This window comes from Geobacillus sp. PLS 41, assembly GCF_056494105.1.
This window is the reverse complement of the sequence record NZ_CM151395.1, coordinates 2,290,698-2,314,937: the sequence shown is the minus strand read 5'-3', so window position 1 is coordinate 2,314,937 and position 24,240 is coordinate 2,290,698. Positions and strand designations below refer to the sequence as shown.

Below are 24,240 nucleotides of genomic sequence, written 5' to 3'. Positions count from 1 at the left end.
CCCGTTATCGGATTATAAATCCATGAGAGTGACCACATACATTGCAGCGATGTTGAACGCCAACAGAATCAACGCTGTCGGCACTTGCACGCGAATCACGTGGTTTTTGTCTTTCAAATCAAGCAAGGCGGCGGGCACGATGTTGAAATTCGCCGCCATCGGCGTCATCAAGGTGCCGCAGTAGCCGGAAAACATCCCGAGGGCGGCCACATGATTCGCATCGACGCCAAATTGTTTGATCAGCAGTGGAACAGCGATCCCCGCTGTCATGACCGGAAACGCGGCAAAAGCATTGCCCATGATCATCGTAAACAAAGCCATGCCAATACAATAGGCCACCACAATCCAAAACAATGAATGAGTCGGAATGATGTTTCCTACCAAATTGGACACAGCGGTGCCTACCCCAGCAGTCGTAAAAATCGTCCCTAGCGTTGCCAGCATCTGCGGCAAGAGGGCGGCCCAGCCGATTGATTCAAGCAGCCTGCGCGATTCTTTAACTGCCATAAACGGAGTGGTCCGAGTCATCGCCATGCTGACGAGCAAAGCAACGAACGTCGCTAGCCCGAGAGACACAAGAGTCACGTTTTTCGGATCGAAAAGAAAAGCGTTTCCAACCTTGACATTTTTCAGCCATGTCACACCGATGACAGTCAAAACCGGAATCAACAAGGCCGGAATGAACAGGCGATGTTTCAATCGATCGCGATGTTGTCTTCTCTCTTCCGGCGTCGCCTCTTGGTAGCTTCCGAGCTTCAATCCCCCGGTTCCGACAATGGCCACCATGATAAGCACAAGCACTCCGGTGTAAAACGGGGGAATGATGCTGCCGAACAGCAGTGTCACACCATAAAGGAAATAAAACAACCCTGATGTGAAGCGCTTCGGGTTTTGACGATCGGCAAAGGTCCACAAGCTTCCCAACACAACCACAATGCCTAAAAATATGTACACCGCTTCAATGGACAACCACATTCACTCTCTCCCCTTTCCATTCTCCCGATGAAAGAGCTTGTGAAGCGAGCGGTCCAGCCGATGCAGGCGGATGCTGTGAACGATCAGCGCGGCCACGGCCGTTGGGATCGCCCATAACGCCATATGCAGCGGATCAGAAGGAATGCCGTTTTGATCAAAAAATCCTTTCATCAACAAAATCGCTCCGATGGCGATGAACACATCCTCGCCAAAAAACAACCCGATATTGTCCACCGCTGCGGAATGAGCGCGAATGTCATCCCGGACATGATCCGGCAGTTTTCCGTATTTCGCTTCCGCCGCTCCTTCTGCCATAGGAGCGACGAGCGGACGAACCATTTGAGCATGGCCGCCGATGGAAGTAAGCCCAGCCGCTGCAGCCGCTTCCCGGATGATCAAATAAGCGGTCAAGATTCGTCCTGTTGTCGCGGCTTTGATTTTCGCCACGACACTTTCTGCCTGTTCACGCAATCCAAAACGTTCCAAAATGCCGATGACGGGCAATGTGGCGATGAACACCGCCATATACCGGTTGGTCGTAAACGCTGTTCCAAATTGTTCAATAATGTCATACAGCGATTGATGGGCGAGCAATCCTGTCGCCAATCCAGCCGCTGTCACGACAAGAAGTGGATTAATGCGAACAATGAAGCCGATGATGACGATCAACACTCCAATGAGCACCATGTTTCTCTTCTCCTCTCCAGCACATTTTACGGCAAATGTTAATACAAATCGTTACGTCGTTCACCCCACTCTATTTCTTAGTCGGCATCCCCCTCTCCTCCATCTGTCGTTCCACATTTCGGAACAATAGTTTCAAATTTGTTATTATCATTATATAATTGGGAAAAATTAAAAATCAATAAATACTTACCGAAAATTTACTTTACAAAATAAAACATCAACTTGACCGAACCCGTCATGATACATCAAGCCCCCTCTTCGTTGCATCCCTTGCCCCTATTTTGTATCATGAATAATTAAGAGAAATTTAGCAGAAAAAGGAGGTGCCAACCATGACCAAACAACTCCCTCCCGGCCAATTCGAAACGGAAAAATGGCCGATTTTGCATGAGGGCGATGTGTACGAATTCGATGAAGCGACGTGGAATTTCCGATTGTTCGGCGATGTGAAAGAGGAAGTTTCGCTGTCGTATCAAGAAGTGATGCAGCTGCCGAAGACGGTTTCAACCATCGATATGCATTGTGTCACAACATGGTCAAAATTCGACACGACGTTTGAAGGCATCGCCTTCCGCGAGTTTTTGCGCTTTGTGGAGCTAGATCCTGATGTGAAATACGTGAAAATTTACGGATATTTAAACGGCGACCGGTTCGGTTATTCGGCGAACTTGCCGCTTGAGGCGCTCATGGGCGACGATGCCTTGTTTGTCTATCGATGGAAAGACAAGCATCACGACTGGCAGGACATCTCGCCGAAGCACGGCTATCCGCTCCGGTTCATCCCGCCAGCGACGTTTTACTTATGGAAAGGGGCGAAATGGGCGTCGGGCATCCGCTTTATGAAGGAAGATGAGCCGGGCTATTGGGAGGAGCGCGGCTATTCGATGACCGCCAATCCGTTTAAAGAGGAGCGGTTTGCCGAGTGGGTGCCGCGGATTCGCTTTTGACAAAGCAAAAAGCGAGGGGTCGGAAATCCCTCGCTTTTTGATCATCAAGCGGCTTGGCGGGATGCCGCTTGTTTCTCAAGCCAAGCACGAAGACGCCAAAAGAGAAGCTGAAATACGATGGCCGCCATCGCTCCTTTGACGGCGTTAAACGGCAAAATCGCCGATACCACCAACGCCTTCGCTTCCGGCGCGCTCATCTGCGGAGCGCCAAGGAAAAGGGTGTACGCCGGCATAAAGACGTAGTAGTTGAGCACGCTCATGACGAGCGCCATTGTCACTGTTCCCGCCGCCAACCCCAGCAGCAAGCCTTTTTTCGATGCGGCTTTCCCATAAATATAGGAAACCGGCAAAATAAACGCCGCCCCAGCGGTAAAGTTGGCGATTTGGCCGATCGGAACGCCGGTCGCACTGCCGACAAAAACATAGTTCAACACGTTTTTCAAGAGTTCGACCGCCACGCCGGCGAGCGGGCCGTACAACAGCGCGGCGACAAGCGCCGGGATGTCGCTGAAGTCGACAAGCAAAAAGTTCGGAAACGGCGGCAGCGGAAAGTTGAGCATCATGAGCACATGCGCCATGGCGCCCAACACTCCGATGCCGACAAAGGCGCGGATGGAAATGCGTTTCATGTTTGTTCTCCTCCCCTTCTCGTGATTCATCCTCACAAGAAGAAGGCTGCCGCCGCGAGCGCCAACAAAAACTCCCTTAAACCGAACGAGGCTTAAGGGAGAAAAAGGGTGTGCGCAACTAGACGTTCGCATGCGCCAAAACGAACGCCGGCAAACCTTCATCTTCTCCCATCCAGACTATACTGTCGGCTCCGGACTCGCACCGGATCCTGCCTTGCGGCTCGCGGGCTGAGAGGCCAAGCGCCTCATCACCGCCGGTCGGGAATTTCACCCTGCCCCGAAGATGAATCGCTTATCCGTTTTTTCATTATTCCGATGAATTTAGTATACAATTCCTTTTTGGATTTGTCTACGATTTTTTGCTTGCGGCTTGATTATTCCCGCATCGGAAGCGAATCTTCCGGTTCGAGCACCGGTGGGGCGACTTGAACCAAATCGGCGTATTTCAATCCCGTCCCCGTGTTGAGCACGACGACCGTCTCCCCATCACGAATCCAACCGCTCTCGCGCAGCTTTTGGGCCGCCGCAAACGCCGCCGCTCCTTCCGGGCAAATGAACGCCCCTTCGAGTTCGGCTGCCGTCCGCTGTTCAGCCAAAATCGCTTCATCGTTGACGGCAATAGCGCAACCGTCCGTCTCATACACCGCCTCAAGAACAAGAAAGTCGCCAAGCGCTTTCGGCACATTGATGCCAAACGCCACTGTATGGGCGTTCGGCCAAAACTCCGATTCACGTTTTTTCTCCTTCCACGCCTTGACGATCGGCGCGCAATGCTCGGCCTGCACAGCGACCAGCCGCGGCATGCGGCCGTCCACCCAGCCGAGCGCCTGCAGTTCTTTGATCGCCTTGTAAATGCCGATCAACCCGACGCCGCCGCCGGTCGGATACAAAATGACATCCGGGAGCTGCCACGAGAATTGTTCGGCGATCTCCAGCCCCATCGTTTTCTTCCCTTCAATCCGGTACGGTTCTTTCAACGTCGACGCATCGTACCAGCCGTATTCGCGGATCGCTTTGGCGACGATTTGCCCGGCATCGCTAATGAGGCCGTTGACGAAATACAATTCCGCCCCAGCGATGGCGCATTCCTTTCGCGTCAGTTCCGGCGCCTCAACCGGCATGACGACTGTCGCCTGAATGCCCGCCCGCGCCGCGTATAGCGACCACGCCGCTCCCGCGTTGCCGTTTGTCGGCATCGCGAGCTGTTTGACGCCCAATTCCTTTGCTTTAGAAATCCCAACCGCCGCGCCGCGGGCTTTAAACGTCCCTGTTGGAATAACCCCTTCGTCTTTCATGTAGAGCGCTTCAATGCCGATTTCCCGTCCTAAGCGCGGCATCGGCACAAGCGGCGTCATCCCTTCGCCGAGCGACACGATATGTTCAGGATGCTTTACCGGCAGCAACTCATGATAACGCCATAAATTCGCTTCACGTTCCCTCAGCACATCCCTCTTGACTTTTTGGCGCATCGCCTCCAAGTCGTAAGCGACAAGAAGCGGCGAACCGCATTCGCAAAGTTGATGGATTTGGTCGACATCGTATGTACGTTCACACTTCGGACAATACAGATGAGACACGTAGCTGAATGACATGGTTTGGCTTCTCCTTTCCATTTGTTTCATCCGCACGAGGCAGAAAGCACCTACTTTCGCGTTTCTGACGAGACACTGGCCTTTTCATTATACCATAACCGTCCTCTGCCGCCGGCGCCTGTAATGGCAGCGTCCGTACGCCAGTACGCCAACTTTGGGGCATCATAGCGCCAAGTAGGAAATGGTCCCCTCTTTTTTACCGTTTGAAGCCGCATATGGTAAAATAAAACGGAAACCGCCTCTTTTTTCTCACTGCATCGGCGGAATGATTCGCTGATCCAGAAAAACTTATACATAAGGAGATGAACCAATGAAACAGGAACTCATCGAACGCTTCATCCGCTACGCGAAAGTCAACACTCAATCCGATCCAAACAGCCATACGTGCCCATCGACTTCGGGACAGTGGGAGCTGGCGAGAATGCTCGTCGAAGAGCTGAAGGCGATCGGGATGGAAGATGTGACGATCGATGACAACGGCTACGTGATGGCGACGTTGCCGGCCAATACGGACAAAAACGTGCCAGTGATCGGCTTTTTGGCTCATATGGACACCGCGCCGGAATTTACCGGAGCCAACGTCAACCCGCAATTGATTGACTCGTACGACGGCGGGGACATCGTGTTAAACAAAGAACAAGGCATCATCTTGTCGCCAAACGATTTCCCGGAGCTCGCTCACTACAAAGGGCATACGCTCATCACGACCGATGGGACGACGCTGCTTGGTGCTGACGATAAAGCCGGAATCGCCGAAATTATGACCGCGATGAACTATCTCATTCAACACCCGGAAATCAAGCACGGCAAAGTGCGCGTCGCCTTTACGCCGGATGAGGAAATTGGCCGCGGGCCGCATAAATTTGACGTTGCCAAATTCGGCGCCCAATTTGCCTACACGGTCGACGGCGGGCCGCTTGGCGAATTGGAGTATGAAAGCTTTAACGCTGCCGAAGCGAAAATCACGATCAAAGGCAAAAACGTCCATCCGGGCACAGCGAAAGGAAAAATGATCAACTCGATCAAAATCGCCATGGAGTTCGAGCAGCAGTTGCCAGCCCATGAGGCGCCTGAGCATACGGAAGGATATGAAGGGTTTTACCATTTGCTTTCGTTCCAAGGCAGTGTAGAGGAAACGAAGCTTCATTACATCATCCGCGACTTTGACCGCGAACAGTTTGAGGCTCGCAAAGCGAAAATGAAAGAGATCGCGGCTTCGCTTGCGCAAAAATATGGAAACGACCGAATCACTCTCGAAATCAACGACCAATATTACAACATGCGCGAAAAAATCGAGCCGGTGCGCCACATTGTTGACATCGCCCACGAAGCGATGACGAACTTGGGCATTGAACCAAAGGTGAAACCGATCCGCGGCGGTACAGACGGGTCGCAGCTCTCCTACATGGGGCTGCCGACGCCGAACCTTTTCGCCGGCGGCGAAAACTTCCACGGCCGCTACGAATACATTTCCGCCGACAATATGGTGAAAGCGGCCGAAGTGATCGTGGAGATCATCAAGCTGTTCGAGCAAAAAGCATCTTGATCTGCGGAAAAACTCTCTTGAACGATCTTTTTTCGATCGTCCAAGCACAAGCGGCTGCAAGCCCGCCCATTAGGAGTAAAGAAAAGGTGTCCCGAGTCTTTTGGGGACACCTTCTTCATTAGATAAGCGACCGTTCGCCCTTCCATCCTTTTTCCTCGGTCAACACCTGTTACGGAAGCCGGTTGATCCGCCCCTCGATCCGTGCTGAGAACGGTTGCTCAAGACCGCGAATATACGAGACAAGGGCATCCAAATCGACCGGGCCGACCTCGCGGTTTGTCCCATGCGTCAACACCGTGAACCCATCGCCGCCGTCGGCGAGGAAGCTGTTGACTGTCACCGTGTACTCGGCGTCCGGTTTTAGCGGTGTGCCGTCAGGAAGCTGAATGTCAATGACTTTTTCTCCGACCGGCTTGCTGGCGCTCCATGTATAGCGGAGGCCGGAGATTTGCAGCATGCGCGTTTGGGTTGGCTGCCATTGTTGATTCAAAAGCTGGCGGATTTGCGCGCCGGTGAGCGTCATTTTCACGAGCTGGTTGTTGAACGGCTGAACGTTGTACAATTCGCCCCACGTCACTTCGCCTTGTTCAATATCGGCGCGAATGCCGCCCGGGTTCATAAAGGCAAAATCGGTTTTCATCGCCGCCCGCTGGGCATCGGCGATCAAATTGCCCAAGGCGGACTCGCCGCTTTCGTTTTGTTCATCGGTGATCGTTTCGGCTGCTGTGCCGACGACTTGATTGACAAGCGGCGCCACTTTCGCTTCATATTTTTCGACGAGGGCACGGATTTCCGGGTCCGGAGTGATGCCGTCATGATAGGTCGTCACGATCTCCGCTTTTTTGGCGACGACGTCTTTCGTACGCGGGTCGATTTTCAAATCGACATCAGAAAACGCCGTGCCGTACGAATACGACTGAACGAGCAGCTTGCCGTCCACAACCGCATTTAAATAGGCATGGTTATGACCGGCGAAAATCACATCGACTTCATCATCGACATTTTTGGCGATATCGACAATTTCCCCGCTTGCGTTTGTCCCATCCGGATTGGATACGCCTGGGTTATGGGCGAGAACGACGATCGTTTGCACCCCTTTTTTCTTCAGTTCCCGGACCGCTTTGTTAATCGCTGTTGCTTCATCGATGAACTTGACTCCCGCGACGCCGCTTGGCGTCACAATCGTTGGTGTTTCCGTGAGCGTGACGCCGATCAATCCGATCGGCATGCCGTTGACCCGCTTAATCACATATGGCGGGAGAATCGGCTTTCCCGTTTGCGCATCAACGACGTTGGCGCTCACGTACGGAAAATCTGCTCCGGCGAAATCGCCGGTCGCCGGGTGATATCCGCCATGGATCAAGCGGAGCATTTCCGCTACTCCTTCATCAAACTCATGGTTGCCAAGGGTGCCGACGTCAAAGCCGAGCTTATTGAGCACTTCGATCGTCGGCTCGTCCTCTAGCAGCGCCGATACCGGCGGGCTGGCGCCAACCGCATCGCCGGCATGGACGAGCAGCGTATTTTTGTTTTCCGCCTCCCGCTGTTTCAAATAAGCGGCTAAATAATCAGCCCGTCCAACTTCCCGCCCGCCGACTTTTCTCGTCACATTCAACTGGCCGTGGAAGTCGTTAATGCCTAACAGCTGCACCTCAATATAACGGTGCGAAGAAGCAGGCGGCTTCCCCTTGCTTTTCCCGTTCCCTGCCGCCCCAACTGGAGCCGCGGCCAGCACCGCTGCAGCAGCCAATGCGGATAGCACCCGTCTTCCCCATCGTTTGGAATTCTTCATTCCCGGTTCCCCTTTCTCTCGCCTTCTCGTTCACTCCCATTATATCCTTGCGAGTCAGTACAATGATAGAGCAGAAAGGATGATTTTTCGTAAATATTTTGTAAATTCACAACTGACTGTTGAGAACAACAGAAACAAAAAAGACCGCCCGATAGAGTCTGTTGATCGGACAGCCTTTCTTTTTTAGCTCGATGGACAGCCTGCCGTGGGGCGGGTGTTCCCAAGAATCTCCCACCTCGAAGCACAAGCGTAGGTGGGAGAGCGTTCAACCGACCGCGTTTTTCTTGTTTAACGGAGCAACGCGAATGCCGGTCGTCTCCTCAAAATCGTACAACCCGCCCGGGAGATCGGCAAACCGCTCGAGTTCATTGTAAGCCGGAATGCCGTGGTACGCCATATCGAGACCTTCTTCTTCCTCACGCTCTGTCGCCCGGAGCCCGACCGTGCTGTCGCACACATTCGCGATGAGCGCACCGCTGACGAAGCCCCAAACGATGACTGTCAACGCGCCAAGCAGTTGGGTGATGAACAACGACGCATGACCGGTCGTCAACAATCCTTGCGTCGAGTCGAACAAGCCGACGGCGAGCGTGCCAAACACCCCATTAAACCCATGAACCGCCACCGCACCGACCGGGTCGTCAATTTTCAATGCATCGACAAACAGCGTCGCATAGACGACGATGACGCCGCTCACAAGACCGATCAGCACCGCGCTCCATTGCGAAACGAAGGCGCAACCGGCCGTAATGGCCACCAGACCGGACAATACACCGTTCATGACCATGCTTGGATCGGCTTTTCCGTACTTTTTCATCGTCACGAAGAGCGCCGACGCGCCTCCGGCCGCCCCTGACAGCATCGTGTTGTGGGCGATCGATGCCAATGCTTTATTGGATGCGTCGAGCGTACTGCCCGCATTAAACGCAAACCAGCCAAACCATAAAATGAACGCCCCAGCCGAAGCAAGCGGAATATTGCTCGGCGCAAATACGTTCACACTACCGTCCGAGTTGAACCGCCCTTTTCGCGGCCCAAGCCGCTTGGCGATCGCCAGTGCCGCAAAGCCGCCGAGCGCATGAATCGCTGCTGACCCTGCGAAATCTTTCATCCCAAATCGGAAAGAACAATTTCCAGCTTCACTTTCGGGTGAAGCGTCACTTTGTAGTTTTTTCCTCGGTAAACTTCTTGCGTGTCCTTCTGTTTTCCCCGCCCAACGACTTGCGAAACGGTAAACCCGGTGATGCCGATCTGTTTCAGCCCTTTAATCGTATCGGAACACCTTTTTCATCGTATTGTCATTCGACGCTATGCCACGCGAAACGGCCATGAACGTCAAGCCCTTCTCCTTGTTAGATCGTCTCCTTCCCGCGCACGCCGTTGATCGAATAGCTCGCTGTAATGGCGGCATTTAACGAATGGGAAACGGAACAATATTTTTCTTTTGACAACCGAATGGCGCGGGCGACTTTGTCTTCCGGCAAATCGCCTTCGAGCGCATAATGAATATGAATGTCGGTAAACCGCTTCGGGTGGTCATCGGCGCGCGTTCCTTCGACTTCCATCGAAAACGCGCGGACGTCAAGCCGCATTTTCCGCAAGATTAAAACGATGTCAATGCCGGTGCAGCCGGCCAAGGCGTGAAGCAACAGCTCCATCGGCCGAGCGCCTGAATCGTTGCCGCCGACGTCTTTCGCGGCGTCGATCGGAATCACCACACCGGAAGCGCTTTGGCCGCTGAATGACATGTTTCCGTTCCATACAACCGTCGTTTTCATCATGGTCGCTCCTTTCTCATCTGTCCGGGGTCGGACGGACTTTCCGACAGCCCGTTTCTTCTTTTCAGTTTAGCGGCTATGTCCTTGAAATGCAAAATTCCTGTCTACCGTTTTCGCTCATGCATGTTAAAATAGAAACATGCACAAACTTGTTGAGTAAAGGGTGTTTGATTCGATGACCGCACTCATTTTGCTTCTTGCTTATCTTCTCGGCTCGATTCCGTTTGGCCTTCTTGTCGGGAAAATCGGCTACGGGATCGACATCCGCGAACATGGAAGCGGCAATCTCGGGGGAACGAACACGTTCCGCGTGCTCGGGGCGAAAGCGGGCACGATCGTCATTGTCGGGGATATGCTAAAAGGGACGCTGGCGGCGAGCTTGCCGATGCTTTTTTCCGTCCCCGTGCATCCGCTTTTGGCCGGGGCGATCGCCGTGGTCGGCCATATGTATCCGGTGTTCGCCAAATTCCGCGGCGGCAAGGCGGTGGCGACATCAGGCGGGGTGATGCTGTTTTATTCGCCGTTGTTCTTTTTGTCGCTCATCGCCGTGTTTCTTGTCGTCTTGGCTGTTTCACGCTACGTCTCCCTGTCATCGATGGCCGCGGCGCTGTATGCGGTCGTGTACACCGTCTTTTTCACGGACGACATTCCATTGACGGTGGCGGTATTGTTGCTGGCTTCGTTTATCTTTTATCGTCATCGCGCCAACATTCAACGCATCTTGAACAAAACGGAGCCAAAAGTGAAATGGCCAGGCAAACGCTCATGACGACGGACGGAGAAAGGAGTTTGCTGCGTTGAGATTGCCGGAAGCATTTGTCGCGAAAATGAAGAAGCTGCTTGATGAAGAAGCAGACGAGTTTTTCGCTGTTTATGAAAATGAAAAAATCAACGGCTTGCGCGTCAATCCGTTGAAAACCGACCCGGGCGCATGGGCAAAAACGGCGCCCTTTTCCCTTTCCCCGGTGCCGTTTTGCCCGACCGGGTTTTATTATGAGCCGGACGAACAGCCGGGAAAGCATCCGTACCATACGGCCGGCCTGTATTACATTCAAGAACCGAGCGCGATGGCGGTCGCCGAAGCGCTGCGTCCCGCCCCTGGGGAGAGGGTGCTTGACTTGTGCGCCGCCCCTGGCGGGAAAACGACCCAGCTTGGAGCGATGATGGAAAACAAAGGGCTGCTTGTCGCCAACGAAATCCACCCGAAACGGGTCAAAGCGCTCGCAGAGAACGTCGAACGGTTCGGCTTGACGAACACCGTTGTCGTCAATGAAACTCCCGAGGCGCTTGCCGAGCAGTTTCCGGGCTTTTTTGACAAAATTTTAGTCGACGCCCCCTGTTCCGGCGAAGGCATGTTTCGCAAGGATGAAGAGGCCGCTTCGTTTTGGAGCCCGGCTTATGTGGAAGAATGTGCGGCCAGACAGCGGCGCATTTTGGAAAGCGCCTATGCGATGCTGAAAGAAGGCGGCATTCTCGTCTATTCCACGTGCACGTTCTCTCCGGAGGAAAACGAACAAACGATTGAATGGCTGCTTGAGACGTACGAGGATTTGCAGTTGTTACCCATTGCGAAAATCGGCGGCATCGAGCCAGGGCGGCCGGAATGGACGAAAACCAATCGATCCGATCTCGTACACACCGCCCGCCTTTGGCCGCACCGTCTGAAAGGGGAAGGGCATTTTGTCGCCAAACTCCAAAAACAGCGGCCCACCTCACCTTGGCGAGGGCGGTGGGCGAAATCGAGCGCGCCAAAAGCCGCTATCCGCCTGTATCGCCAGTTTGAACAAGAGGCATTGCGGACAGAGCGAGACGGCACGTTCGTGTCATTTGGCGCCCATTTGACTGTGTTGCCCGAGCGTTGCCCGGATTTGTCCGGTTTGAAAATCGTCCGCGCCGGGTTGCACTTAGGGGATGTGAAAAAAGAGCGGTTTGAGCCGAACCATGCCCTTGCCTTGGCGTTGCGGACAGAGGAAGCGAAACATGTGCTTGACCTATCGAGCGCGAGCCGCGAAATCGTCCAATATTGGCGCGGCGAGACGCTTTCCACCGGCGGCGACCGCGGTTGGCTGCTTGTGGCCGTGGATGGATTTCCGTTCGCCTGGGGGAAAGAAGTGAAAGGAACGGTGAAAAACTTTTATCCAAAAGGGCTGCGCCTCGTCTAAAACGTCGGAAAAGCAGATGGCAAAGGAGCTCCCAATCGCAAAAAAGGGGCTGACCCAAAACGCGGGTGCGTTTTAGGTCAGCCCTTTTTTACTGGTGCTGCTTCGTCGGAATTGTTAAGGTAAACACGATCTCATCGGCGGCCAAATCGATTTTTTTTGCCGCCACTTGATAGCCGTTGCCAAAGCGAATGTCCGTGAGCGCGACGTAGACGCGGGTGTGCTCCGGGTCAATCGCCACTTCATCCGGCAGCGGGGCGTGCTTTTGCAAGTAGCGAAGCACATACGTCACTGGCAGCTTCCAGTCGCCGAGCGAAATCGTCGGCTCCGTGAGCTCGACATTCCCTCCTTTGATTACTTTGGGCACAAACGAGACGACAAGTTCGACCGAGCGGCCTAAAATGGGGATTTCGCTTGAAACATAGACGCGATCGGCGAGCCAAACGTGGTATTGCAGCGGATGGCCTTTCGTTTTTTCTGCCAAATAGTCGTTCATGACGGCGTTCAAATGCTCCTTCTTCGAGTATACTGTAAACGAAGCTCCCTCCACATTTGGGCGCGCCGGCCGCTTCACCGGTGAAGTGGGTTCGAACAGCCAGGCGACAGTCCAAACAAGAACCGCGGCGTTGACAGCCGCCAACATCCAAAACGCTCGTTTCCAATTCATTGCAATAAGCTCCCTACCCACCACTCTTTTTGTTGATCTAACGCTTCATGCACTCGCATGGCCATCTGTTCGTATCCTGCGGCATTCGGATGAAATTCGTCGCGATGAAGCAATTCGTCGCGGTCGATGAAGATGTCTTGAATATCAACGAAAATCGTTCGGTCATAACGGGAAAGCACCGCCTGGCTTGCCTTGTTCCACTCGGTAATGACATCATTGATTTCCGGAATATTCGGCAACGTCGTGGAAAACGGATTGTATAGACCCACAAGCACAATGACCGCATCCGGATTGATCGTGCGAAGCGAGATCAATAGATGATCCAGTCGGTCGGCAAATATTTCCGTGGCTTGCTGAAACCGCTGGCGCGACAAGTCTAAAAAGTGCGAGCGGACGACATTCATCACATCGTTGCCGCCAATGGTGATCAAGATCATATCAGCCCGCCCGAGCTCCGCTTGATGGGCGTGAATGACTGGTTCCAATTCAGCGATGCGCCGTCCGCGTTTCCCGAAATTCGCTACGGTGACTGTCCGCACCCCGTCTTCTGCCGAAAGGAGCGGGACAAGGCGGCCGACATACCCGCCTTTCCTTTCGCCGTCCCCCACTCCTTCCGTCAACGAATCGCCTAAAGCGACCAAATGTATATCTTTCGGAAGCGGCTTTGCTTCCGTCTGCTTGACGGCGGCTTCATGCGGGCGCTCCGGCTTTCCGCCCGCCGAAAGCGACACGCATCCGGCGAGCAGCCAGCAGCACAACAACCATCCCCACCGTCTCATTGTTTGACACCTGCCTTTTGCCGCAACAAGGGGAAAGACGAAAAGAAGGCAAAAAGGCGGTAGCCGTTTTTGCCTCATTGCGACGACTGCACGATTTTGATATGCTCTAAAATTGTTTCGTATGGCACATCTTGCACGCCGCTGTACGTCTGAACCACTTTTCCGTCTGGCCCGACCAAATAAAAGCTGGTGCCATGCACGACTTGATCGCCATTGGCCGGCTTTTGCACGATCGTTTTAAAGCTTTTTTGCGCCAGCTCGCTGATTTCAGACGGGCTGTATCCGGTCAGCAAATGCCAGTTTGATAGGTCGTCTGTAAATTGTTTCGCATACGCCGCCAGTTTTTCGGGCGTATCGACTTCCGGATCAACGCTGAAGGAGACAAACTCGACATCCAGTCCTTCTTTCTTTGCCATTTGTTTTAATTTCGCCATATGGGCCGTCATCGGCGGACAAACGGTCTCGCAGTTTGTAAAAATAAAATCGGCGACCCACACTTTTCCTTTTAAGTCGCGAAGCCCAAACGGCTTGCCCGTCTGATCGACAAACGTAAAGTCCTCCACCGGCCAGTTTTTGGCGTCCGGAATCGTTTTTCCGCACGCCGCCAGCAAACAAACGGCTGCCATCATCATGATTCGTTTCCACATCCACTGCTCGTCCCTTTCATCCTGTATCGCTTTGTTTCAAACTGCGCCCGACCCCTTGTGCTCCCCTTCTTCCGTATAATACATCAGCGCAAGCGCGCCGGGTCCGGTATGAATCGAAATAACCGGCGTCGTTTCAACAATGTCAACCGGCACAGAACCGATCGCCTCAGCGACTGCTTCTCTCAGCCGCTCCGCCCAGCGCCCGGCATCGGCATGGGCAATGGCGACCGCGCGCACCGGCGCTTCCGCCTTCTCCTCAACCAACCGGCCCGCTAAATCGGCGATGGCTTGCGAAAAGCTGCGCACGTTCGACACCGGTGTATACAGCCCGTCAACAAGCGCAGCGATCGGCTTGATGCGCAGCAACGAGCCGACGAGCGCTTTGCCGCGGCCGATGCGGCCGCCTTTCGCTAAATGATCGAGCGTATCGAGCACCACATACAGCCGCGTACGACGGCGCACGTCGTCTAAGCGCCGGATGATCTCGTCAACGCTTCGACCCGCCTTCGCCAAGCGGGCGGCTTCAAGCACTTGGAATCCAAGCGCATACGAAATGAATTGGGAATCGACGACCGTCACGTTCGCTTTGGTCAGGGCCGCCGCATGCTCAGCCGAACGGACCGTGCCGCTCAGCTCGCCGGCCATATGGATCGATATGATCTCGCTTCCGTCCGCCCCGAGCCGGTCATAGACAGCTAGAAACTCACCGACCGACGGTTGCGAGCTTTTCGGCAGTTCACGCGCTGCCTTCATCTTCGCCATAAACTGCCCTGGTGTGATCGTCACCCGGTCGACAAACGCCTCGCCGTCAACCGTCAAATGAAGCGGAACGACTTCAATGCCGTGCTCGGCGAGCACCGAAGACGGCACATCAACCGTCGAGTCGGTCACAATTTTTACTTTTTTCATTGATTCACTCCTATGCCTGGCGTCATCTCGTTTCCATTATATAATGAAACCAGCGAAAATCCCACCCAAAAAAAGTTGTTTTGCCGCAATGGGCAAAACAACCATCGTTACGCGTTATGTTTCAACACTGTTTCTTTAAAGATCTGTTCATATACCGGCCATTTCAGCACTTTCTTCAAATGTTCGCGGAACGAGTAAACGGAACGGTTTGTTCTCGACCGATACACTTTTGCAATAAACGCCTCCAAGCGCAGTTGGACCATGAATCGGTACGTATTCTCTTCCTCCAATACTGGAATTTCGATAATCTTGACCTTCTGCCCATACGCGTTTTGAAACTCGAGGCTTTTGAATAGCAAAATATCAATCCTCTTTTTCACCGATTTACTTTTATTATACACCAATCCGGTGAAAAAGTATGTCGGAATGCGGCGAATTTGTTCCGACTTTTTTCGTCTTTTTTCGTTAGATCAATAAATGGAACAAGTTCGGGTCTTTGTTCACTTCTTGGAACGGGAAGCCTTTTTTCTTCATCCGCTCGATGAGCGGCGCGTAGTCTTCGCGCCGTTTCAGTTCGATGCCCACAAGCGCCGGTCCGCTTTCTTTGTTGTTTTTCTTCGTGTATTCAAACCGGGTGATGTCATCGGTCGGCCCAAGCACTTCATCCAAAAACTCACGCAACGCCCCAGCCCGCTGCGGGAAGTTGACGATGAAATAGTGCTGCAGTCCTTCGTAAATCATCGAACGCTCTTTGATTTCCTGCATCCGGTCGATGTCGTTGTTGCCGCCGCTTATGACGCAGACGACTGTTTTGCCTCGGATTTGTTCCTTGTAAAAATCAAGCGCGGCGATCGGCAGCGCCCCTGCCGGTTCAGCGACAATGGCGTTTTCGTTGTACAGCTCCAAAATCGTCGTGCATACTTTTCCTTCCGGAACGACGACGATGTCATCAAGCACCCCGCGGCATAAGGCGAATGTCTTTTCCCCGACCGTCTTGACGGCAGCGCCGTCAACGAACTTGTCGATTTCATCGAGCGTCACCACATGTCCGCGCTCGAGCGCCGCTTTCATCGATGGGGCGCCAGCCGGCTCGACCCCGATGACTTTGGTGGACGGAGAAATGCTTTTCACATACGTCCCTAGTCCGGCCATCAATCCCCCGCCGCCGATGCTGGCGAACAAAAAGTCGATCGGTTCATCACAGTCGTTTAACACCTCGACGCCAATCGTCCCCTGTCCGGCAATGACGTATTCATCATCAAACGGATGGATGAACGTCCGCCCTTCCGCCTCGGCGCACTTCACCGCTTCGTTGTAGGAATCGTCAAACGTGTCGCCGACAAGCACGATCTCGACCATGTCTTTGCCAAACAGCTGCACTTGCGACACTTTTTGCCGAGGCGTCGTCGCCGGCATATAAATTTTCCCGTGCACGCCAAGCGCCCGGCATGAATAGGCCACCCCTTGGGCATGGTTGCCGGCGCTGGCGCATACCACCCCGTTTCTCCGCTCCTCATCGGTTAAATGCTTCATCCGGTTGTACGCCCCGCGCAACTTAAACGAACGCACGACTTGCAAATCCTCGCGCTTTAAGTAGACATTGCACTCGTAGCGCTCGGATAACAGCGGATTTTTTTGCAGCGGCGTATGGAAAACAACATCCTTCAGCGTATGATACGCGATCAAAATGTCCTCGACGTATACCGCCCCTTGCTTCCGTTTCAGCTGTTGTTCCATGCTCTCGTTCCCTTTCTTTTCTAAGTTGTCTTTGATTTGTAGATTATATCACAAATCCGCAAAAAGAAAAGGGAATTTTCGAAAAGTTTTTGAGTGAAGATGGGCTGGCTCGCGATCATCGCGATTATCCCGCTTTACCGGACGCTTCCGCCGACCGGATTCACGCTTTTGGACTGACGCCATCCGATGAGCGCCGTCCTTCCTGCTCGAAACCTCTCTCTAGCCGTCCTGCCAGACGGCAACGCGGCGAATTGTGCAGCATATGTACGGCGAACTACTTCTTCATGCGCAAGCGGACAGAAAAAACGACCGGCGCTATGCCCGGTCGTCCTCTTTTTTGAACTCTTCTTCCTCGGCAAATTCCGTCGCCCATCTTCCTTCATCATACCAGCGGTGCGCTTCTTCCCGTCTTGCTTCTTCGTGCACATGGTTTTCCATATACAAATGGAAAAACGCTTCAACCGCCCCGATCGCCAAGGCGCTGAAAAACGCGCCGTATGCCATGTTGACGGACGGGGCAATGAGGGCAAAGCTGACCGGCCAAATAAGCAAAAAGGAAAGCGGCACGTCAAGAGCGGCAGCGACAAAATGGCCGACGCGCGGCAACACGAACAGATCGCCGATCATATAAGAAACAAGCGCCGTCACGATCGTCATGAGTGAAATCAAGGAAAGCGGGGCATCGAAGATCGTAAACATCGAAAACAAGACGACGCTCCAAGCAGCGAGCTTGACGACAAACGGAACGATATGTTTCATCGTCTTCCTCCATTTCCATTGTGGTTCTATTGATTATCGTTCCTTTTTCGCCCCGCTTCTATGCAGAAACACGTTTTCAAAATGTTCCGATCTCAAACAAAAAGACGCCCCGTTTTTGGGGGCGTCTCGCAAACGTTTCGTACGCCAACGACAAACGCATATCCATGCCCGTGTCCCATCTATTTCGCCTTTTTCCGCTCATAAATGATAAAGGCGTGTTCATACGGATTCTTTTCATCTTTCCCTCCTGGCGTATAGGAAACGATTTCCCATTCATCGTCAGAAATGGGCGGATAAAACGTATCGCCGGGGAAGGAAGCAAAAATTTTTGTCACATACAGCCGGTCGACAATCGGCATCGTCGCCCGAAACAGTTCGGCCCCGCCGATGATAAACACTTCATCAGCGCGCGATGCGATCCATTGCTTGACTTCCTCGAGCGAATGAAGCACAAGGCAGCCTTCCGGACGAAACGAGCGGTTGCGCGTGACAACGACGTTATCGCGGCCGGGAAGCGGCCGGCCGATCGCTTCAAACGTCTTGCGCCCCATCACGATGGCATGGCCCATTGTCACCCGTTTAAAATACGCCAAATCGGCCGGCAAATGCCAAGGCAAGCGGTTGTCTTTGCCGATCACCCGGTTTTCATCCATTGCCACAATGTGCGAAATCATCGCGTCCTCTCCTTTACACAGCCACCGGTGCTTTAATCGTCGGATGCGGGTTGTAGCCGACAATTTCAAAATCGTCGTATTCGTAATCGAAAATGGACGGCGGCTTCCGTTTGATCACGAGCTTCGGCAGCGGGCGCGGCTCGCGCGTCAGCTGCAGTTTCGCCTGTTCGAGATGGTTTTTGTACAAATGGACATCACCGCCGGTGAAAATGAGTTCGCCGACATCGAGATCGCATTGCTGGGCGATCATATGCGTCAACAGCGCGTAGCTGGCAATGTTAAACGGCAGCCCTAAAAACGTATCAACGGAGCGCTGCTGCCACATGCACGACAACCGACCGTTCGCGACATAAAACTGAAAGGCATAATGGCACGGCGGCAGCTTCATCTCGTCTAATTCCGCTACGTTCCAAGCGCTCACAAGCAACCGGCGTGAATTCGGATTTCGTTTGATCTCCTCGACGACCCACGCGATCTGGTCGATTGTTTTCCCGTCCGCCCCTTTCCATGAGCGCCATTGCGCGCCGTAAATCGGGCCGAGATCGCCGTTTTCGTCCGCCCACTCGTCCCAAATCGTCACGCCATTCTCCTGCAAATAGCGGACGTTCGTATCGCCTTTTAAAAACCAAAGCAGTTCATAAATGATGGAGCGGATATGCAATTTTTTCGTTGTCACGAGCGGAAATCCATCTTGCAAGTTGAAGCGGAGCTGGCGGCCGAACACCGACAGCGTGCCGACGCCCGTGCGGTCTTCTTTTTCGACGCCGTTTTCCAAAATATCCTCCAAAAGCTGCAAATATTGCCGCAATGTTCTCACCTCACGCTCTATCATACCATAAAGCGACGCATGGTGAACCACTTGTCCATAAAAAAACGAGCCTTTTACGAGGCCCGTTCCGCCAATCCGCGGATCAACGCATATGTTCTCGGCGCTGCCGCCCGCAACGTTTGCCGCGTCTTGTCGCTTGCATAATAATAGGCAAACGACTCGGCAAAATACTCTTCCGGATAAGTCAAAAAATAATATTCGCCAGGAAAGAGCCGCGGCGCCTCCTCCCGCCAAATCGCTTGAAATTCGTCCGTTTCATGAATGCGGTCAAATACGATGTAATCGAGCGAATGAGCAAACTCATGCAGCTCCAAATTGACCGAGCCATGCCCTTTTCCTTTTTCGCTATGGCCGAGGCGGACAAGCACTAAATGCGACCCACCGATGCCCGGCACGTCATCCCATGTTTTCGAACCCGGCATATAACCGCGCGGCGTTTTTCCGCGCAAATGGCGGGCCGTCGGCTCATCGGTGATCGGGCCGGTCAACAGTTGGATGTAAATATGGTGGTCCGCCGCCTGCTCTAAAATCGTGCGATCAATGCGGGCGAGCGTCCGGATCATTTCATTCGCTTCAGAGGCGGAAAACTCCGTCTCCGGCACGATGATGATGCGGCCAAGCACATCATGAGACGGAACACCCCTAAGACCAAGGCTGCTTTCTTCAAGCAGCACGCCATGGGCAGCCGGATACGGTGAGAACGATAGAAGCGGAACGGCGAACAGCGCCGCCAACAAACTAGTGAACAGCCGTTTCATCGTGGTTCCCCCGCTTCTTTCAATCTATGAAAATCATATCATAGAACGAAGCGGGAAAAAACGCGCAAAATCAGGAAAGAACCGTAGGCGATTATGTACGCCAGTTCGGCGGCGTATTTTTTGACCAGTAGATTTTCCCGAGTTCATGATGGGCTTGAAACCCATCATCGCATGTATGATAGTGAAACTGAAACCAATATCCGTCTTGCGGCGGATGTTCGCGGCGGACGTGGAAGCGAATGACATCTTCTCCCGTATCGGCGCGGTAAATATGGAAAATGCGTTCTCCTTGCCCGCCAGACGGATTTTCCGAAACAGCCAAATAGCGGAGCTCCTCTTCCGGATAACGATCGGCAAGCTCGGCGATCACTTCTTCCATGCGCGGCAAAATGACGGCGCGAAACTCATCTTCAATGACCGGAGCGATTTTGCGGCCGAATTTTTCATGGGACTGGGCAACGGCCTTTTCCATCGTCCGCTCAATGAATTGAGCTCGCGTCAACGAAACCGCTTCCTCGGCACGACTTGTTGGACTGTGCTGCCAGTCGGAAGACGATGCATCATCTGACGGCGGATCTTTGGCCGCGAGCAGCGAAGCGGGCGGTGTGACGAGTCCAAACGTGCAGACGGTAATGGCGGCAACAAGCGTTTTTCGAAGCCAAGACGGCAGCTTCATCGCCTTCACCTCCCGCTACCGCCGATCAGCGGCCAAAGACGCGAACAAGCCGGTCGCTTTTAATTTTGCGACCGCCCGGCGCAACACTTCTTCCGGCTGGACAAGGGCGATGCGCACATACCCTTCGCCGCTCGGCCCAAACGCGTGCCCAGGCGTCACAACGACGCCGGCTTGGTCGATGAGCGCCTTCGCAAACGAAAGCGACGTCCATCCGTCCGGAATTTTCGCCCACACGAACATGCCGGCTTGCGGACGGTCAACCGTCCAACCGATGTCAGCGAGTCCATCCACGAGCACATCGCGGCGCGCTTGATACATCATGCGGCTCTGGGCGCAAAAGCCGGCGCCATGGCGGAGCACTTCCGCGGCCGCTTTTTGCAGCGGCCAAAAAATGCCGTAATCCAAATTGGACTTAAACTCGGCAAACGCACGAATCACCTCGGCATTTCCGCATAAGTAGCCGACCCGGCAGCCGGCCATGTTGTAGCTTTTTGACAACGAATTGATCTCCACGCCAACGTCCTTTGCGCCTGGAACAGAAAGAAAACTCACCGGTTTGTTTCCGTCATAATACAGCTCGCCGTAAGCAAAATCGGAAACAACGAGGATATCGTACCGCTTCGCAAACTCAACCACTTCGCGATAAAATGATTCTGTCGCTACGGCGGGCACCGGATTCCCTGGAAAGTTAAGAAACATGATCGCCGCCCGTTTGGCGATGTCCTCCGGGATCGCACGCAAATCCGGCAAAAAGCTGTTTTCCTCCCTCAGCGGCAGAAAATACGGCATCGCTTCCGCCATCGCCACCCCCGCCGCATACGCCGGGTACCCGGGATCCGGCAATAGAATGACATCCCCCGGGTCAGCGAACACCATCGGCAAATGAACGAGCCCGTCTTGTGACCCGATCACGTACGTCACTTCCGTCTCTGGATCGAGCACAACGCCATGCGCCGTCCGATAATAATCGGCGACCGCTTCATGAAACTCGCGAATGCCCTTTAATGTGTAGCCGTACGCATTCGGCTCGTTGGCGTAGCGGGCGATCGCCTCACGCACAAACGGCGCCGGGGGCAAATCCGGGCTGCCAACGCTCAAGTCGATCCACTCGTCATGAAGGTGGCGCTGCTTTTGACGATACGCCGTCAACTCGGCGAAAATCGATGCCGAAAACGCGTTCATTCGTTTCGCTTTTTTCATTTCGTCTTCCTCTCCCTTGACAAGACAAAAACTGCATTTTCTTTTTGCTTTTGTTGGTATATACTTTTATCATAGTTCCGAAAGAAGACACCCGCTTCAACCGCGTGAAGGTTGCAGCCCAGCGATCAGCGACAAATGGATGTCGGTTGGCGTCAGCCAAAACACATGATAAAATCAAGGTATATCATGTTCTTTGTGAACTGGATATAGGGGGTTGCATGGAGAATATCCAATGCGAAAACCAAGCAAAGCCTTCCATGCGTAAAATATCCAAGGCGCGAAAGAACTCCGAATCGTCGGATGCCTAGGGTTGGGACGACCCGAAGTCACGCTCAGGGAGACGAAAGAATGCTTTCGTCGTGGAACTGAGAAGCTCCCACTTCAAGCAAAGCGAAGTGGGGGTAGTTCACATGAATAGTGTATCATAGATTCTCAGCGAAAATATAGACAGAAAGGCGGGAAAAATGAAACATGAACACGATCTTTTTTGCGGCCAGCCTCATTACATTGCTTTACTTTATTTATAGTTGTATCGCCAACGCCTAAACGCTCTTGGCGATCCATCCAGCTCCCTTGGCATTCTGTTGGATGCGAAGGGAGTTTGCGCATGAAAACGACAAAAGGAGCCCCGCATCGGGAGCTCCTTTTTAATCGATTTTTGTTTTTTTGCGGGCAGAGTCAAGCTCGAACGCGCCTGTCTCCGTCTCCGTCGTGCCTTGCCCTCGAACATCTGGGGCGCTGACGCCCGTTTTCGAACGATCTTTTTTCCGCTTCGGCACGCCCGATCACCTCCGCCCTTATCGTTCCCGCCAACGCGCCGTTGTATGCGGAACGAAAGCGAATCAACGCAAGCGGTTCGCTCCTCGCTCGCACCGCATCAGCCGCAATATTTGTCAAACGCAGCCAAAATATTTTCCATCACGTCCTCCATCGAGTGAAACTCGATGTCTTCGCGCGGAATGAAGTGAACGACTTCTTTCCCCTTTAAGAGCGCCATCGACGGCGAAGACGGCGGATAACCGACAAAGTACTCGCGCATTTTCGCTGTCGCTTCCTTATCCTGGCCAGCGAACACCGTCACCAAATGGTCCGGCTTTTTCTCGCTCCGCAACACCGCCTGCGTCGCCGCGGGGCGCGCCAATCCAGCGGCGCAGCCGCACACTGAGTTGACAAAAACAAACGTCGTTCCTTCCACTTGTTTCATAAACTGCTCGACTTCTTCGCTTGTGCGCAATTCGCGGAAACCGGCGCGGACAAGTTCATCGCGCATCGGCTGCACGAGTTGGCGCATATAGTCTTCGTAAGCCATTGACATTGCCCTCATCCCTCCACATTCATCATCGCTGCGCTATCAGCATACTATATTTTCGTTTGAAAAATCAATGAAGAGAACCGTCCACGGCCGCATGTCTCTAAACGGCATCATTCAGAACAAACGGGGCTAAACGCACCCGTTTGGCCGCCATCAAACGAGCGATTTCGTTTCGCTTTCTATCAACCGCCGCGGCCATTGTCAGCGACCAAACATATACTATGCCATCGATGGCCATGAAAGGAGCGTGCACATGGGATACATTGAAGAACTGCGAAAAATCATTGGAACCCGGCCGATCATCTTGGCGGGAGCCGGGGTCGCTGTCACCGATGAATGCGGGCGGATTTTATTGCAGAAACGCCGCGACGGCTTATGGGGACTGCCCGGCGGTTTGTTGGAGTTGGGGGAGTCCGCAGAAGAAGCAGCCCGGCGGGAAGTGTGGGAAGAAACAGGGCTGGAAATCGGCAAACTGGAACTAGTCGATGTGTTTTCTGGAAAAAAATATTTTGTTCGGCTGCCTAATGGAGATCAATATTACCCAGTCACTGTTGTTTATCTCACCCGTGATATCCGCGGTGGAGAACTGAAAGAAGACGGGGAAGAATCGCTGGAAGTGAAATTCTTCCCTTTTCATGAATTGCCAAACGAACTCTCTCCTCTTGTTAAAGATTTTATCGAACAATATTTCAGGGGATGACGAGCCAAGCCTTGGAGCTCTCTCCAAGGCTTCACCATTGTTGAAAACACTCTTTTCTAAGAACCAAATCCGCAGCTGGAGGGGCAAAAAAATTTAGAAGCCCATTTTAATGGTAATAAATTGAAGAATAATCGGCGCACCTTTTGGCGGCGGCTCGGCTGTTTTCAACGTCAGTTTCCCCTTTTCCACCTCATACAGTTTTTCCGGTTGCAGCACCCCATTAATAAACAAGTTGATCCATGATACATGTTTCGGATCTAAAATACCGCGGTCGCCGTACTCTCTCAGTTCATCGCCGTCTGTATAGACGGTTTTCACTCCGTCTGATATGGTGTTATACTGGTACGTTTCCGCCTGCAAGACACGCGGAGGGAAGTGGAGCGCCACACGGAGGGGAATGGTCAGTACAGCATGGGTCCAATCGTATACTTTGGAAGCAGCAATCACATGTTTTGCTGTTGAAGATGTCCGTTTCATTCGTTTGCTCA

Annotated in this window: 26 protein-coding genes, 2 pseudogenes and 1 riboswitch; of the genes and pseudogenes, 5 read left to right on the top strand and 23 right to left on the bottom strand. The window is 53.2% G+C overall.

Features of this window, described 5'->3' with window-relative positions; translation table 11 throughout:
• Positions 1-12: 12 nt before the first annotated feature.
• Together ACVX3G_RS11560 and ACVX3G_RS11555 are read right to left on the bottom strand one after the other, a co-directional pair.
• Positions 13-975, bottom strand: a complete 963-nt coding sequence (locus tag ACVX3G_RS11560; RefSeq protein ID WP_014195863.1) for a DUF979 domain-containing protein — start codon at positions 973-975, stop codon at positions 13-15.
• The gene (locus ACVX3G_RS11555) at positions 976-1,662 is read right to left on the bottom strand and encodes a DUF969 domain-containing protein (RefSeq protein WP_014195864.1); all 687 of its coding nucleotides are present in this window, start codon (positions 1,660-1,662) and stop codon (positions 976-978) included. It lies immediately after the preceding gene.
• A 332-nt stretch (positions 1,663-1,994) separates the two neighbouring features.
• Between ACVX3G_RS11555 and ACVX3G_RS11550 the strand changes: the two genes are divergently transcribed.
• On the top strand, positions 1,995-2,609 hold the full coding sequence (locus ACVX3G_RS11550) for a sulfite oxidase-like oxidoreductase (protein WP_021322617.1): 615 nt from the start codon (positions 1,995-1,997) through the stop codon (positions 2,607-2,609).
• Between the two features lie 44 nt (positions 2,610-2,653).
• Here the strand turns inward: ACVX3G_RS11550 and ACVX3G_RS11545 are convergent, their stop codons facing one another.
• Positions 2,654-3,238, bottom strand: a complete 585-nt coding sequence (locus ACVX3G_RS11545) for an ECF transporter S component (RefSeq protein ID WP_011231252.1) — start codon at positions 3,236-3,238, stop codon at positions 2,654-2,656.
• A gap of 156 nt (positions 3,239-3,394) precedes the next feature.
• A riboswitch (FMN riboswitch) is annotated at positions 3,395-3,527 on the bottom strand.
• A gap of 85 nt (positions 3,528-3,612) precedes the next feature.
• On the bottom strand, positions 3,613-4,830 hold the full coding sequence (locus ACVX3G_RS11540; RefSeq protein WP_020279619.1) for a threonine synthase: 1,218 nt from the start codon (positions 4,828-4,830) through the stop codon (positions 3,613-3,615).
• Positions 4,831-5,140: 310 nt separating this feature from the next.
• On the opposite strand from ACVX3G_RS11540, the gene pepT reads away from it, so the two are divergent.
• On the top strand, positions 5,141-6,376 hold the full coding sequence (gene pepT / locus ACVX3G_RS11535) for a peptidase T (protein WP_011231254.1): 1,236 nt from the start codon (positions 5,141-5,143) through the stop codon (positions 6,374-6,376).
• A 169-nt stretch (positions 6,377-6,545) separates the two neighbouring features.
• Here pepT and ACVX3G_RS11530 read toward each other — a convergent pair whose 3' ends face one another.
• The 4 genes and pseudogenes from ACVX3G_RS11530 to ACVX3G_RS11515 form a co-directional block, all read right to left on the bottom strand.
• The gene (locus ACVX3G_RS11530; RefSeq protein WP_011231255.1) at positions 6,546-8,168 is read right to left on the bottom strand and encodes a bifunctional metallophosphatase/5'-nucleotidase; all 1,623 of its coding nucleotides are present in this window, start codon (positions 8,166-8,168) and stop codon (positions 6,546-6,548) included.
• A 265-nt stretch (positions 8,169-8,433) separates the two neighbouring features.
• Positions 8,434-9,288: pseudogene (locus ACVX3G_RS11525) on the bottom strand (ammonium transporter); the annotation flags it as partial.
• A pseudogene (locus ACVX3G_RS11520) lies at positions 9,285-9,437 on the bottom strand (P-II family nitrogen regulator); the annotation flags it as partial. The pseudogenes ACVX3G_RS11520 and ACVX3G_RS11525, both read right to left, overlap by 4 nt.
• 83 nt (positions 9,438-9,520) lie before the next feature.
• Entirely contained in the window at positions 9,521-9,946 is a 426-nt protein-coding gene (locus ACVX3G_RS11515) for an OsmC family protein (RefSeq protein WP_021322616.1), read from the bottom strand.
• Positions 9,947-10,121: 175 nt separating this feature from the next.
• On the opposite strand from ACVX3G_RS11515, the gene plsY reads away from it, so the two are divergent.
• Positions 10,122-10,715 (top strand): glycerol-3-phosphate 1-O-acyltransferase PlsY, encoded by a 594-nt coding sequence (gene plsY / locus ACVX3G_RS11510; protein ID WP_011231258.1) that lies wholly within the window; start codon positions 10,122-10,124, stop codon positions 10,713-10,715.
• A 28-nt stretch (positions 10,716-10,743) separates the two neighbouring features.
• Positions 10,744-12,108: an RsmF rRNA methyltransferase first C-terminal domain-containing protein gene (locus ACVX3G_RS11505; protein WP_014195874.1), complete on the top strand. Its 1,365-nt coding sequence runs from the start codon at positions 10,744-10,746 to the stop codon at positions 12,106-12,108.
• Positions 12,109-12,196: 88 nt separating this feature from the next.
• Here the strand turns inward: ACVX3G_RS11505 and ACVX3G_RS11500 are convergent, their stop codons facing one another.
• The 14 genes from ACVX3G_RS11500 to ACVX3G_RS11435 form a co-directional block, all read right to left on the bottom strand.
• Complete coding sequence (locus ACVX3G_RS11500; protein ID WP_014195875.1) at positions 12,197-12,772, bottom strand: YpmS family protein; 576 nt, start codon at positions 12,770-12,772, stop codon at positions 12,197-12,199.
• Positions 12,769-13,551 carry an SGNH/GDSL hydrolase family protein gene (locus tag ACVX3G_RS11495; protein WP_011231261.1) on the bottom strand — a complete coding sequence of 261 codons (783 nt, stop codon included), beginning with the start codon at positions 13,549-13,551 and terminating at the stop codon, positions 12,769-12,771. Before ACVX3G_RS11495 ends, ACVX3G_RS11500 begins: the two co-directional genes overlap by 4 nt.
• Positions 13,552-13,625: 74 nt before the next feature.
• Positions 13,626-14,198, bottom strand: a complete 573-nt coding sequence (locus ACVX3G_RS11490; RefSeq protein ID WP_014195876.1) for an SCO family protein — start codon at positions 14,196-14,198, stop codon at positions 13,626-13,628.
• A gap of 36 nt (positions 14,199-14,234) precedes the next feature.
• Entirely contained in the window at positions 14,235-15,107 is an 873-nt protein-coding gene (locus ACVX3G_RS11485) for a DegV family protein (RefSeq protein WP_014195877.1), read from the bottom strand.
• Positions 15,108-15,214: 107 nt separating this feature from the next.
• A complete protein-coding gene (locus ACVX3G_RS11480; protein ID WP_021322613.1) occupies positions 15,215-15,466 on the bottom strand; it encodes a YpmP family protein in 252 nt (83 codons plus the stop codon).
• Positions 15,467-15,572: 106 nt separating this feature from the next.
• Positions 15,573-16,844, bottom strand: a complete 1,272-nt coding sequence (gene ilvA / locus ACVX3G_RS11475) for a threonine ammonia-lyase IlvA (RefSeq protein ID WP_011231265.1) — start codon at positions 16,842-16,844, stop codon at positions 15,573-15,575.
• 315 nt (positions 16,845-17,159) lie between these two features.
• A complete protein-coding gene (locus ACVX3G_RS11470; RefSeq protein WP_011231266.1) occupies positions 17,160-17,603 on the bottom strand; it encodes a YndM family protein in 444 nt (147 codons plus the stop codon).
• A gap of 179 nt (positions 17,604-17,782) precedes the next feature.
• Positions 17,783-18,277, bottom strand: coding sequence for a dihydrofolate reductase (locus tag ACVX3G_RS11465; protein ID WP_011231267.1), 495 nt, complete (start codon positions 18,275-18,277; stop codon positions 17,783-17,785).
• Positions 18,278-18,290: 13 nt separating this feature from the next.
• Positions 18,291-19,085, bottom strand: a complete 795-nt coding sequence (gene thyA, locus ACVX3G_RS11460; protein ID WP_011231268.1) for a thymidylate synthase — start codon at positions 19,083-19,085, stop codon at positions 18,291-18,293.
• A gap of 74 nt (positions 19,086-19,159) precedes the next feature.
• Positions 19,160-19,864 (bottom strand): anthrax toxin lethal factor-related metalloendopeptidase, encoded by a 705-nt coding sequence (locus ACVX3G_RS11455; protein ID WP_011231269.1) that lies wholly within the window; start codon positions 19,862-19,864, stop codon positions 19,160-19,162.
• 91 nt (positions 19,865-19,955) lie between these two features.
• Entirely contained in the window at positions 19,956-20,534 is a 579-nt protein-coding gene (locus ACVX3G_RS11450) for a YpjP family protein (protein WP_025039120.1), read from the bottom strand.
• Between the two features lie 21 nt (positions 20,535-20,555).
• Positions 20,556-21,740, bottom strand: a complete 1,185-nt coding sequence (locus tag ACVX3G_RS11445) for an LL-diaminopimelate aminotransferase (protein ID WP_014195882.1) — start codon at positions 21,738-21,740, stop codon at positions 20,556-20,558.
• Positions 21,741-22,387: 647 nt separating this feature from the next.
• Positions 22,388-22,519 carry a YuzL family protein gene (locus ACVX3G_RS11440; RefSeq protein ID WP_011231272.1) on the bottom strand — a complete coding sequence of 44 codons (132 nt, stop codon included), beginning with the start codon at positions 22,517-22,519 and terminating at the stop codon, positions 22,388-22,390.
• 98 nt (positions 22,520-22,617) lie between these two features.
• The gene (locus ACVX3G_RS11435) at positions 22,618-23,055 is read right to left on the bottom strand and encodes a BrxA/BrxB family bacilliredoxin (RefSeq protein ID WP_011231273.1); all 438 of its coding nucleotides are present in this window, start codon (positions 23,053-23,055) and stop codon (positions 22,618-22,620) included.
• A gap of 250 nt (positions 23,056-23,305) precedes the next feature.
• Between ACVX3G_RS11435 and ACVX3G_RS11430 the strand changes: the two genes are divergently transcribed.
• Positions 23,306-23,752: an NUDIX hydrolase gene (locus tag ACVX3G_RS11430; protein WP_011231274.1), complete on the top strand. Its 447-nt coding sequence runs from the start codon at positions 23,306-23,308 to the stop codon at positions 23,750-23,752.
• A gap of 93 nt (positions 23,753-23,845) precedes the next feature.
• Here ACVX3G_RS11430 and ACVX3G_RS11425 read toward each other — a convergent pair whose 3' ends face one another.
• Positions 23,846-24,229, bottom strand: a complete 384-nt coding sequence (locus ACVX3G_RS11425; RefSeq protein ID WP_015374894.1) for a DUF4183 domain-containing protein — start codon at positions 24,227-24,229, stop codon at positions 23,846-23,848.
• Positions 24,230-24,240 lie beyond the last annotated feature (11 nt).